General features: G+C 67.8%; 13 protein-coding genes. 8 read left to right on the top strand and 5 right to left on the bottom strand.

Features of this window, described 5'->3' with window-relative positions; translation table 11 throughout:
* Positions 1-6: 6 nt before the first annotated feature.
* On the bottom strand, positions 7-717 hold the full coding sequence (locus OK17_RS11275; RefSeq protein WP_461417491.1) for a lysostaphin resistance A-like protein: 711 nt from the start codon (positions 715-717) through the stop codon (positions 7-9).
* 67 nt (positions 718-784) lie between these two features.
* On the opposite strand from OK17_RS11275, the gene OK17_RS11270 reads away from it, so the two are divergent.
* Positions 785-1,780, top strand: coding sequence for an arsenic resistance protein (locus OK17_RS11270; protein WP_461417490.1), 996 nt, complete (start codon positions 785-787; stop codon positions 1,778-1,780).
* Here the strand turns inward: OK17_RS11270 and OK17_RS11265 are convergent.
* The gene (locus OK17_RS11265; RefSeq protein WP_461417489.1) at positions 1,755-2,405 is read right to left on the bottom strand and encodes a response regulator; all 651 of its coding nucleotides are present in this window, start codon (positions 2,403-2,405) and stop codon (positions 1,755-1,757) included. The genes OK17_RS11270 and OK17_RS11265 overlap by 26 nt on opposite strands.
* Complete coding sequence (locus OK17_RS11260; protein WP_232715396.1) at positions 2,402-3,562, bottom strand: sensor histidine kinase; 1,161 nt, start codon at positions 3,560-3,562, stop codon at positions 2,402-2,404. Before OK17_RS11260 ends, OK17_RS11265 begins: the two co-directional genes overlap by 4 nt.
* A gap of 135 nt (positions 3,563-3,697) precedes the next feature.
* Between OK17_RS11260 and OK17_RS11255 the strand changes: the two genes are divergently transcribed.
* The 5 genes from OK17_RS11255 (at position 3,698) to OK17_RS11235 (ending at position 8,968) form a co-directional block, all read left to right on the top strand.
* Positions 3,698-4,612 (top strand): ABC transporter ATP-binding protein, encoded by a 915-nt coding sequence (locus OK17_RS11255; protein WP_461417488.1) that lies wholly within the window; start codon positions 3,698-3,700, stop codon positions 4,610-4,612.
* The gene (locus tag OK17_RS11250) at positions 4,609-5,421 is read left to right on the top strand and encodes an ABC transporter permease (protein WP_461417487.1); all 813 of its coding nucleotides are present in this window, start codon (positions 4,609-4,611) and stop codon (positions 5,419-5,421) included. The genes OK17_RS11255 and OK17_RS11250 overlap by 4 nt, the downstream gene beginning before the upstream one ends.
* Before the next feature lie 160 nt (positions 5,422-5,581).
* Positions 5,582-7,345 carry an alpha/beta hydrolase gene (locus OK17_RS11245; RefSeq protein ID WP_461417486.1) on the top strand — a complete coding sequence of 588 codons (1,764 nt, stop codon included), beginning with the start codon at positions 5,582-5,584 and terminating at the stop codon, positions 7,343-7,345.
* A gap of 57 nt (positions 7,346-7,402) precedes the next feature.
* Positions 7,403-8,413 (top strand): helix-turn-helix domain-containing protein, encoded by a 1,011-nt coding sequence (locus OK17_RS11240; protein ID WP_461417485.1) that lies wholly within the window; start codon positions 7,403-7,405, stop codon positions 8,411-8,413.
* A complete protein-coding gene (locus OK17_RS11235) occupies positions 8,414-8,968 on the top strand; it encodes a dihydrofolate reductase family protein (RefSeq protein ID WP_461417484.1) in 555 nt (184 codons plus the stop codon).
* A gap of 27 nt (positions 8,969-8,995) precedes the next feature.
* On the opposite strand, the gene OK17_RS11230 is transcribed toward OK17_RS11235, so the two are convergent.
* Entirely contained in the window at positions 8,996-9,655 is a 660-nt protein-coding gene (locus tag OK17_RS11230) for a PaaI family thioesterase (protein WP_232715401.1), read from the bottom strand.
* Positions 9,656-9,727: 72 nt separating this feature from the next.
* Between OK17_RS11230 and OK17_RS11225 the strand changes: the two genes are divergently transcribed.
* The gene (locus OK17_RS11225; RefSeq protein ID WP_232715402.1) at positions 9,728-10,570 is read left to right on the top strand and encodes a crotonase/enoyl-CoA hydratase family protein; all 843 of its coding nucleotides are present in this window, start codon (positions 9,728-9,730) and stop codon (positions 10,568-10,570) included.
* A gap of 2 nt (positions 10,571-10,572) precedes the next feature.
* On the opposite strand, the gene OK17_RS11220 is transcribed toward OK17_RS11225, so the two are convergent.
* Positions 10,573-11,502, bottom strand: coding sequence for an N-acetylglucosamine kinase (locus OK17_RS11220; protein WP_232715403.1), 930 nt, complete (start codon positions 11,500-11,502; stop codon positions 10,573-10,575).
* A 60-nt stretch (positions 11,503-11,562) separates the two neighbouring features.
* Between OK17_RS11220 and OK17_RS11215 the strand changes: the two genes are divergently transcribed.
* Positions 11,563-12,042, top strand: coding sequence for a nitroreductase family deazaflavin-dependent oxidoreductase (locus tag OK17_RS11215; protein WP_232715404.1), 480 nt, complete (start codon positions 11,563-11,565; stop codon positions 12,040-12,042).
* The last annotated feature ends 42 nt before the right edge of the window (positions 12,043-12,084 follow it).

Genomic DNA, 12,084 nt, shown 5'->3' with positions numbered 1-12,084 from the left:
GCAGATCTAAGACACCTGCCACGCCACTGCGGCGCCGATCGCGCCGGTGGCGTTGAGGGCCCAGTGCAGGGCGATGGGTGCGAGGAGGCTCGTGGTGCGCTGCCGTAGCCAACCGAGGACGAAGCCTGCGACGCCGGTCGCGACCACCGCACCCGCGATCCCGGCGACCTGCGCGGCGGTCCCCGACCCGAGGGTGTCGCTGAGGCCTTCGTTTCCCTCGGTGAGCCCGGTCGAGGACAGGATGTGCCACAGCCCGAAGGCGACGGCACCGTAGACCAGGGTCGCGGCCGGCCCACAAACCCGGCCGAGGGTTCCCTGCAGGACGCCGCGAAACATCAGTTCCTCGGGGACGGCGGTCTGTAGCGGGATGACCACGAACGCGGCCAGCAACGCCTCGGACGTGTCGTCGTAGCGGTCCGAGAGGAAGAAGTCGCGGGTCGCGGGTATCGCGACCGCGGTCGACACGATCGCGGCCACGACGATCACCGAGGCGACGGCGAACGGGACCCCCGCGCGCAGTTCGGCGCGGCTCAGTCCCAGTTCACGCCGGTCGAGTCCGCCGAGCCGCGCGATGAGCAGCAACAGGATCGCCGCCACGGGAATGATCAGCACCGCAAGCACGCCGGTCAAGCGGTGCGCCGTGATGTTGGCCGCGATCAGGGCCACGACGACCGCGACGAGCAGCACCGCGTCGTGGCGTCGGGACGGTGCGGTCACCCGTCGAGTGTCGCGCAGTCCTGCAACCCGTGGCGCCGAACGCCACGCGGTGACCCAGAATGGTGCAGTGCCCGACACCGTCAACGTCCCCGAACGTCTCGAACAGCATCAGGTAGCGCTGTATCTGCTCGCGATCGGTGCGGGACTGGCCTTCGGGCTGACGGTGCCGGCGGCGGCCGAGTCCATGGATGTGGCGGTCACACCGCTGCTCGCCGCGCTGCTGTACGTCACCTTCCTCCAGGTCAGAGCAACCGACCTGGTTGCCTCCCTGCGTGACCGGAAGTTCCTGTCGGTGGTCCTGGCGGTGAACTTCGTCTTCGTGCCGCTCGTCGTCGCCGCGTTGTCGCCCCTGTTGCCGGCCGACGACGCGATCCGGGTGGGCGCGCTGCTGGTCTTGTTGTGTCCGTGCGTGGACTACGTCGTCGTATTCGCCGGCCTCGCCGGAGGTGATAGGCAGCGGCTGCTCGCGGCGACGCCGCTGCTGTTGCTCGCCCAGATGCTCGCCGTCCCGGTGTATCTGACACTGCTGCTCGGCGACGGCCGTGACGTGATCGATCCGGAACCGTTCCTGTGGGCGTTCGCGGTTCTCATCGCCCTCCCGCTGGCGTTGGCCTGGATCACCCAGGCATGCGCGGCGCGCAGCGATGTCGGGCGCCGCGCCGGTGACGCGGTGTCGACGACGATGGTGCCGCTGATGATGGCGGTGTTGTTCACGGCGGTCGGATCCCAGGTCCCGCGTATCGATTCCCGGTTCGACGACATCGCCGGTGTCGTACCGGTTTATGCACTGTTCCTGGTCGTGATGACGATCGTCGGACTCGGCGTCGCCCGTGCCCTCCGATTCTCGGCGACATCGGGCACGGCCGTCGTGTTCTCCGGCGTCACCCGCAACTCGCTCGTGGTGCTCCCGCTGGCGCTGGCACTTCCGGTCGGTGCCGAACTCGCCGCGGCGACGGTGATCACGCAGACGCTCGTCGAGCTGATCGGGATGGTGATCCTCGTGTGGGTGATCACCCGTGCGGTACGTCTGCGGGGTCTCAGACCTTCCCGGCGTCGTGCATGAGGATCGCCACCTGGACGCGGTTCGAGGCGTCGAGCTTGGTGAAGATGTGCGAGATGTGCGCCTTGACCGTCGCGAGGCTCATGTAGAGCCGGTCGGCGATCTCTGCATTCGACGCCCCGCGGGCGAGTTCGACCGCGACGTCGTGCTCACGCGCCGTCAGTGATTCGATCCGACTCGCCGCCGAAGCGGATCGGGCTCCCCCGCCGTCGACGACCTGTTTGATCAACGCGGCGGTGACCGACGGACTCAGCGCGGGTTGCCCGGCGAGCACGTTGTGGATGGCGGCGACGATCTGGTCGGGCGCGGTGTCCTTGAGAAGAAAGCCGTCGGCACCCATCGCGAGCGCGCGAACCACGAAGTCGTCGGCGTCGAAGGTCGTCAGCACGATCACCGCCGGTGGCGTCGGCAGTGACTTGAATCGTCCGGTGGCCTCGATGCCGTCGAGAACGGGCATGCGCAGGTCCATCAGGATCAGGTCGACCGGATCGTCGCGATGGGTGTCGAGGGCTTCCTGCCCGTTGCCTGCCTCGGCGACGATGTCGAGCCCGGCGTCGCCACCGAGGAGGAGCCGGAGTCCCGACCGGACGAGCGGGTCGTCGTCGACGATCATGATGCGTGCGGTCATGACTGCCACGGTAGCCAGACGTGCAGCAGGAATCTCTTGTCGTCGCTGACGGTCGCCGACTGCCGCCCGCCGTGGAGGCCGACGCGCTCGGCGAGCCCGACCAGGCCGTAACCCGGCGCCGGTGAAGCGGAACCGGACGCGAGCGGCAACGGGTTCTCGACGAGAAGATCCACGCCGTGGTCGGGGCCACCGCGGATGTGCATCGAGACCGGCGCGCTCGGAGAGTGACGGCGGGCGTTGGTCAGGGCCTCCTGCACGCATCGATAGAGCGTGCGCGCGATCGCCGGAGACAATGCGGCAACGTCGATCTCACATCTGGCGTCGACCCGCATCCCCAGCCGCTGCGCCTCGTCGACGAGCGCCATCAGGTCGGGTGTGTTCTGCGGCTCCTCCGGCGCGGCGTCGCCCGGGCCCTCCCGTAGGACACCGAGAACTTCGCGCAACTCGGTGAGCGCGAGGTGTGAGGTCTCCTGGATCGTGCGTGCCGTCTCGCGCACCTGCTCACCGGTCAGGTCCGTCCGGTAGGCCAGTGCCCCGGCCGACATGCTCATCGCCGAGATCCGGTGGGCGAGAATGTCGTGCATCTCGCGCGCAATCCGCGCACGTTCCAACGATCGCGCCTGCTGCACCTTGGCCTGTTGTTCGGCTTCCGACGCGAGCGCCCGGGCCCGCCAGCTCGCGAGGAGTTCGCGCCGCGAGCCGATGTACATGCCCCAGGACACCATCGCCGCGGTGATGGCGACGACGACGGCGTACACCACGATCGCCGGATCGTTCTCCTCGGCGGGTGTGGAGAAAAACTGTGACGCAACCACATTCGCGACCACACACAACAGCGACAGCGGGATGATCTCGACCCACCGCCGGCGGGTCGCCATCGACACCAGAGCGAGAGTCGCCGGCCCGAGCGACGTCGTCGACACGATCCCCGCGAGGTTGGTGAACACGGTCACCGCGACGGGATACCGACGCCGCCACCAGACCGCCGCGTAGGACGCCACGCCGAGTGCGAGGTCGGCGAAGAACCACCAGCGCACCTCGTTCCACAGGTATCCGGCACGAGTGCTGAACACGGCCGCGGACACCAGCAGCATGAGCGCGAGTCGCCACGCGTGACCTGCCCAGGTGAGCGGGGGTTGGTACTGCTCGGGTTTCACACCCGTTCACGCTAGTCGGACAGTGCATGCGCGACCTCCGACCATCGGATACGGCGCGTCTACGACTTTCGGCTGATGCACCTGTGGACCGGCGACCGATGTGGACGACGACCTGCTCCGACGACCATGGGACGCATGATCACTGTGCAGAACCTCACGAAAAGGTATGGCGACCACGTAGCGGTCGACGACGTGTCCTTCACCTGCCGACCGGGGCAGGTCACGGGCTTCCTCGGTCCGAACGGCGCCGGCAAGTCGACGACCATGCGGATCATCGCCGGGCTCACCCCGGCGACCTCCGGGGTCGCGCACCTCTACGGCGTCGATTATCGGACCATCCCGAACCCGGCGACGCAGGTCGGCGTCCTGCTCGACGCGTCGGCGCAGCACGCCGGACGGACCGGTGCCGAGGTCCTCCGATTGGCCGCGATGACGATGGGGATCAACGGAGACCGGGTCGACGAGATGCTCGAGATGGTCAGCCTTACACCGGAGGAGGCCGGGCGTCGCGTGCGCAACTATTCCCTCGGTATGCGCCAGCGTCTCGGTATCGCCGCCGCGCTGCTCGGCGATCCGAAGATCCTCATCCTCGACGAACCGGCCAACGGCCTCGATCCCGCGGGTATCCACTGGATGCGAACTCTGTTGCGCAACTACGCCGATCGTGGCGGCACGGTTCTGCTGTCCTCGCATCTGCTCCACGAGATCGAGATCATCGCCGACGACATCGTCGTCATCGGCAACGGCCGGATCGTCGCCCAGGGCACCAAGGCCGAACTGCTCGCCGGCGCGGGGTCGCGCGTCCGCTCGCTCGACGACGAAACCCTGCTGCGGGCACTCACTGCGGCCCAGATCGTGGCTCGCCCCAATGCATCCGGAGGACTCGACGTCGACGCGGACGCGGTGGAGGTCGGCCGCGCCGCGGCGGCGGTCGGCGTGGTCCTCACCGAGTTGCGTCCCGCCGACGGTGCACAACTCGAAGCCATGTTCTTGCAGCTGACCTCCGACACGCAGCGCGAGCAGCCCACCCTCGAAGGAGCCCTCCGATGACCGTCGCCGACTTCCGCGCACCTCTCCCGACCTCCGGCGGGATCGACGTCGATCGTCCCGGAATCCCGTTCGCGCGTTTGGTCAGGGTCGAACTCCGCAAACTCGTCGACACCCGGGCCGGCTTCTGGCTGACCGCATCGATCGGCGTCATCGCCGCGGTCATCATGGTCGCGATGCTGATCGCCAACCGGAACGATCCCGGCAACCTCAACCTCGGCGAGTTCTTCGGGATGATGAACATCCCCACCGCCATCATTCTGCCGATCCTCGCGATCCTGCTGGTCACCGGCGAGTGGAGCCAACGCACCGCGCTCACGACGTTCACCCTCGAACCCCGTCGGGAACGGATCATCGGCGCGAAACTGGTCGCGTCGATGGTCACCGCGGTGGCCGCGGTCGCGGTGGCACTGGTCCTCGGGATCGTCGGGAACAGCATCGCCGCCGTCGCCTTCGCCGACCCGGCCGGCGCCTGGGGGTTGAGCGTGGCCGGATTCGTCAATTCCTTTGTCATCCAGGCATTCGGACTGCTGCTCGGATTCGGTTTCGCCGCCCTGATCCTGAACACCCCGGGAGCCATCGTCGCCTACTTCGCACTCCCGACCGCCTTGTCGGTGGTCAGCGAGTTGGTCCCCTGGTTCAAGGACAACCTCGGCCAGTGGGTCGACACGACGCTGACCAACATGCCCTTCCAGTCCGGGGAGTGGGCCACCGGCGGCGAGTGGGCGCGGTTGCTGGTGTCCGGTCTCATCTGGATCGCACTCCCCCTCGGCATCGGGCTGGTCCGCGTGATGCGGTCCGAGGTGAAGTAGGACATCCGCCCGAATCGGGCCCGCACGGTCACCGCCGGCGACACCGCGTCGCCGGCGGTAACCGTCCGGGAGCAGTATCGGACCGAAGTGGGCACAGTACATCTCGCCGAACCGGATCGGCTGCTAGGTTTGCCGGGTTCTCGAGAGAAGAGGAACCCGCGTGTCGTCGTCGAGCCCTGGCATCGAGCCCCCAGCCCAACCGGCAGAACCTGTGGAGGACCCGGCCGCGGAGTCGGTTGCGGAGTCGCCGAACACCACCGGAGACGTTGCCGATGACGCCCGTCCGGCGTGGTGGCGACGCCGCCTCGACCGCTTCTCCTGGGTGGGCCTGAGCGTTGCGCTCGTGTTCCTGTGGCTGTCCATGACACCGTCGCTGCTCCCCCGCGGCGCTCTGTTCCAGGGCATCGTCAGTGGTGCTTCGGCGGCGCTCGGATACTCACTCGGAGTGTTCTTCTCGTGGCTGCTCCGCTTCATGATCTCCCGCGACAAGCCCTGGCCCGCCCCGATGCACCGGGTGTGGGTGGCGCTCGGCCTCGCCGCGATCGCCGGCACCGTGGTCATGCTCGTGATGTTCCAGCGCTGGCAGGATCAGATCCGCACCATGATGGACGTCGACCTGCTGTCCTGGACCGCCTACCCACAGATCGCGATCATCTGCATCGTGGTCTTCTTCCTGCTCATCCTGATCGGCCAGGCGTGGGGCGACGGCGTTGTCTGGCTGGTCCGCAAGATCGATCACGTTGCGCCGCCACGTATCTCCGCGGTCGCAGCGATCGTCGTCGCCGTACTCGTGACGGTCTTCGTGCTCAACGGCGTGGTCGCGAACTACGGTATGCAGGCCCTGAACTCGACGTTCGCCGCGGTCAACGACGAAACAACGGCCGATTCCACACCGCCGACGTCACCCTTGCGGTCCGGTGGTCCGGGTTCGCTGGTGACCTGGGATTCACTCGGACGGCAGGGCCGGATCTTCGTCTCCGTCGGCCCGACCGTCGAGGAGCTGTCGGCGTTCAACGGCGCTCCTGCGATGGAACCGATCCGCGCCTACGTGGGACTCGGTTCGGGAGACGACCTGCGCGCCAACGCGAAACTCGCCGCCGAAGAACTCGAACGGACCGGTGCGCTGCAGCGGGAGGTCGTCGCCGTGGCGTCGACCACCGGCACCGGGTGGATCAACCAGGCGACGGTGGATTCGATCGAATACATGTACAACGGCGACACCGCGACGGTCAGCATGCAGTACTCCTACCTGCCCAGTTGGCTGTCGTTCCTCGTCGACAAGGAGCGTGCCCGCAAAGCCGGTCAAGCGCTGTTCGAGGCCGTGTCCGAGAAGGTTCGTGCGATCCCGGAGACCGAGCGGCCCAAGCTGGTGGTCTTCGGTGAGAGCCTCGGATCGTTCGCCGCCGAATCGGCATTCGGCACGATCCCATCACTCAACGCCCGGACCGACGGTGCGCTGTTCGTCGGTCCGACCTTCAACAACTCCCTGTGGGTCGACACGACCGGCAACCGCGACGACGGCACACCCGAGTGGCAGCCGATCTACGAGGACGGTCGCCAGGTCCGCTTCATCGCCGACGCCCCGGATCTCTACGACGCCACCGCCGAATGGGTGCCCGGCCGTGCGGTGTACCTGCAGCACGCCTCCGACCCGATCTCGTGGTGGTCACCGCGACTCATCCTGCGCGAGCCCGACTGGCTGAAGGAGGAGAAAGGGCGCGACGTCCTCCCGGCGATGAACTGGATCCCGTTCGTGACCTTCCTCCAGGTCAGCGCCGACATGGCGGTGTCGACCGGGGTTCCCGACGGCCACGGTCACTTCTACCTGGCCGCGATCCCGGCAGCGTGGGCGGAGATCCTGCAGCCTCCGGGCTGGACCCCGGAGAAGACCGAGAAGCTCATCCCGCTGCTGAGCCGCGACTGAACAGGGACAGCAAGAACGGTCGGGTCAGATCAGCGCCCCGCGTTCCATACTCGAAGCGTGACCTCGACTCCTGGTGATCCGGCATCTGATCCCGCATCGAACGATCGGGCACCGAACAATCGGCCTCCCGGCGAACGTGATCGCCTGCGGGAGTTGCTCGACGCCGTGCTGGCCGACGATCACTCGAATCTGGACGAGATGGCGACCGGCGCATTCTCGTCCCCGTTCCACTTCTCCCGGCAGGTCAGCCGAGGTGCGGGAGAGTCGCCGGTGGCGCTGCGTCGACGGGTCCTCCTCGAGCGTGCCGCCTGGTTGCTACACCACGGCCGGACGGTCACCGAGGTCGCCTTCGACTCCGGCTACGAGTCTGTCGACGGGTTCGCCCGCGCCTTCACGCGCGCATTCGGACACAGCCCCGGACGAGCAGCGGCGACCACCACATCGTCTGAGCACAGCCATTGGCTGCCCGCACCCAACGGCATCCACTTCCATTCGCCCACCGTGCTCTACGTCGACAACGGCGCGCCCACCACGGAGAGCGCCGGCGACGTCCTGATGCTCATGGTTCGGCACGACCTCGACGACGTCGAGGTCCTGCTGGACGCCGCCAAGGGGGTCGACGACGACGAGTGGACCCGGAGCCGGCTTCCCGGGCACGAACCACTGCATTGGAACGGTCCGGAAGAGTCGCTCGCCCAGGTGATGTCACACCTCGTCGTCGACAAACAGCCCTGGCTGGCGACCATCGAGGGCGCCGACATGCCGCCCGACCCGCCGTCGGATCTGCCCGCCCTCGTCGAACTCCACCGAGAGTTGACACCCCGCTGGCTGGCCCTGGTCCGTGACATCGACCGCCGCAACGCCTGGCAGGACCGTGTCATCGACGCCCTGTGCGACCCACCCGAATCGTTCCTGCTCTCCCAGATCGTCGCGCACGTACTGACCTTCTCCGCGCATCGTCGTCAGCTCGCGCGGTGGATGCTGCGCGACGCCGGCGTCGACGTCGGGGTCGCGGCTCTCGACCCCGACCCGATCATGTGGCACCGCAAGCACTCCGGAGGTTTCTAGATGTCATTCCGCTACTACACCGCGACCACCCTCGACGGCTTCCTCGCCGACGACCACGACAGCCTCGACTGGCTCCTGACCCAGCCGCTCGAAGCAGGCGGTCCGATGAACTACGACGACTTCTATGCCGGGATCGGCGCCGCGGTGATGGGATACACCACCTACCAGTGGCTCCTCGACAACGAACTCGCCGACGGCAAACCGTGGCCGTATGAGATCCCGTCCTTCGTGTTCACCCATCGCACGATCACCCCGGTGGCCGACTCCATCACCGTCATCGACGGGAACCCCGCCGATCACCGCGACCGACTGACGGAAGCAGCAGGCGGCAAGGACGTATGGGTCGTCGGCGGAGGTGATCTCGCCGCCCAGTTCGCCGAGGCCGGGATGCTCGACGACATGATCGTCTCGATCGCGCCGGTCACCCTCGGGTCCGGACGCCCCCTCTTTCCGCGACGCTACGATCTCGAACTGCAGGAGTTCGCTCGCAACGGCGTATTCCTCTGCGCGCGTTACTCATTCGTCGGAGCTCGCACACCGCTCGCGGACGTCTGATCCGTCACGAGCAGCTCCCGGAGGCGCTCAGCCCTCGCCCACCGACTTGCGCAACACATCGGACACCTCACCGCGGGCCCATTTGGGCAGGATGAAGATCCCCTCTGCCTCGGCGCTCACCTTGCCGTTACGCGTGATCGTGCCGGTGACAAAGGTTTTCACACCCTCGACCCGATCTACCCGCGCCTCACCGCGGATCTTGCCGAGCGGGGTCGCGCTGCGATACCGGACGCTGAGGGTGCCGGTCATACCCGGCACGCCCTGGAACTCGGCAGTCGAGCCGAGCAACTGATCGAGGATGAGAGCCAGGACACCGCCGTGGACGAGTCCCGCCGGGCCCTCGTAGGCGGCCCCGAGTTCGACCTCGGTCCAGGTGAACTCGGGCTCGTGGTGCAGCTCGACGGGCGGTGCGATCGGATTGCGCCGCCCCAGAACGGCATTGCCCCACGAGCGTTTGGTGCCGTCGGAGTTGAACCGGATGCCGTAGGCACCGGGCAACTGGTCCTTGCGGAGGATGTCGGTGGCGGCCTCGATGAGCCGGCGCGCCTCGGCGATGTCGGCCTCGCCGACCTCGGTGCGCACGGTCGCGTCGATCAGTTCGCGCACGCTCCCGGCGATCGACGACGCGAGCTCGGAACGATGCGCGAGCTCCTCGGGGTCGATGTCCTCCTGGATGTATCCGCTCATGGGTTTCATCTAACAGTGCGCCACCGGCAGTCCGCCCATCGGACGTCCTGACTGCCGAGTAAGCTCCCTCGCATGACAGAGCAAGCCTGGAATGAACGTGACTGGACCGCGTTCGACGTCACCGTTGCCGACCGCATCGCCGAGGTCGCGCTCACCGGCCCCGGTAAGGGCAACGCGATGGGCCCTGACTTCTGGCGCGAGCTCCCCGAGCTCTTCGGTCACATCGACACCGATCCCGAGGTGCGCGCCGTCGTGCTGACCGGCGCCGGCAAGCACTTCTCCTTCGGACTCGACCTCGTCGCGATGGGTGGCACCCTGGCCAACGTCCTGGCCGACAACGCCAAGGCCGCCGCGCGCACCGAGTTCCTGGAGTCGCTGCGCAAGCTGCAGGCCGGGATCACCGCGGTCGCGGACTGCCGCAAGCCGGTCGTCGCCGCGATCTCGGGCTGGTGCATCGGAGGTGGCGTCGACCTGATCTGTGCCGCTGACGTGCGCTACGCGAGCGCCGACGCCAAGTTCAGCGTCCGTGAGGTCAAGGTCGGCATGGTCGCCGACGTGGGCACCCTCGCCCGCCTGCCGTACATCATCGGCGACGGCCACATGCGTGAACTGGCACTGACGGGCAAGGACATCGACGCCGCACGCGCCGAGAAGATCGGACTGGTCAACGACGTCGCCGACGATCAGGAAGCCGTGCTCGCCCTCGCTCGCGCGACCGCCCGGGAGATCGCCGACAATCCGCCGCTCGTGGTCCACGGCATCAAGGACGTGCTCGACCACTCCCGCAGCGCCGCCGTGCACGACAGCCTGCGTTACGTGGCGGCCTGGAACTCGGCATTCCTTCCCAGCGAGGATCTGTCCGAGGCCGTCACCGCGGTCTTCGAGAAGCGAAAGCCGGAGTTCAAGGGGCGCTGACCTCACCGTCCGCTGCGGTGGACCTCCGCCGCCAGCGGGTGTGCTTCGTCCAGCCCGGCCAGCAACCGCACGCCGTCGAGGGGTTGCCCGTGAGGCGCCCCGATGTCGACGCCGGGTACGGCTTCGCCGACCACGTCGACGAAGCGCCCGCGGAGCCTGTCGTTGGCCGTCATCACCGTGCCCATCCAACTGATCCGCGCCTTCTCGCCGGGTCGGTGACCACTGCGTGTCAGCGCGGTGAGCGCCGACCCGGCGAGTTCGTCCGCCGCGTCGTCGATGATCTGTTGCGCGACCGCGTCACCATCCCGGGCGGCCGCGTCGACCGCCCGGGCGAATCCGGCCACCCGCGCGACGCGGTTCGGATCTCCCTGCACCACCATGTACAACTCGTCGAGCGGGCCGAAGACCTCGGCGGCCCGATCTCGTAGAACCGTCGCGGTCCCGCGCCCGTCGAGATCACGCAGCGCTGCGCCGATGCCGGCGCGGCCGATCCAGTACCCGCTGCCCGCGTCACCGAACAGGTGCCCCCAGCCGTCCACCCGGTGTAGGCCGGCGGGCCCGACGCCGAGGGTCACGACACCGGTTCCGACCGCGGTGACCACGCCGTACCCGTCCCGGTTCGCAGCCAGATAGGCGCTGACCGAATCGTGCGCCAGCGCAACCGAGATCACCCCGAGGTCGGCGACTGCGGCGAGCAACGCCGACGGGCGCGCGGCCTGAGGCGTGAGTCCGGAGACCCCCGCGGCCACCGACCAGGTGGCCTCCGGTATCGCGGCGTCGTGGAGGGCCTGCGCGATCTGTTCGACGACAGGCTGGTCGGTGCGGATCGGTCCGAGCTCGCGGTCCTCGGTTCCGGCCGGAGTTTCGATGCGCAGCCGAGTTCCCGTCTGCCCGCCGTCGATGAGGATGTGTCCCGTCGTGTGACCGCCCATGATGTGCACGCTAACCGGCGCCATGCCGACGGGGCGACGACGTCATGTCACACTAGGCGGATGAAGGTGCGGCGCAGCCTCGCGATCAAGATCGGATCGATCCCCTGGATGCCTCGTTTTCTCCCACAGATCGTGGTGGGTGACAACGCCATTCAGACCGTCACCGGTCAACGGATGACCCTGCTCGACATCGCCGATCTCCCGAACATCACCATTCGGGTGGCGGGTCGGAAGACCGGCGCGATCCGGACCACCCAACTCCTCGCGGTTCCCGACGGCGACGACTGGTTGATCGCCGGCTCCTACTTCGGTGGCCCCAAGATGCCCGCGTGGGTGTACAACGTCCGGGCCGCCGACACGATCGAGATCGTCGTCGCCGGAGTGGTGTCCGTAGCGGTCCCCACCGAACTCGAGGGTGCCGAGCGCGACGCGGCATGGCAGAAGCTACGCACCGTGTGGCCCAACTTCGACCTGTACGAGAAGCGCACCGACCGCCGAATCCCGGTGTTCCGACTCCGTCCCGCACCGTCTGCCGGGTAGGCCTGGGGCCGCGTGGTTTCGATACGGCTCGTCGCAAGCTCC

The organism is Gordonia sp. GN26 (assembly GCF_054823965.1).
Note: the sequence above shows the minus strand (reverse complement) of the source record. Positions and strands in the feature narration are given on the sequence as shown.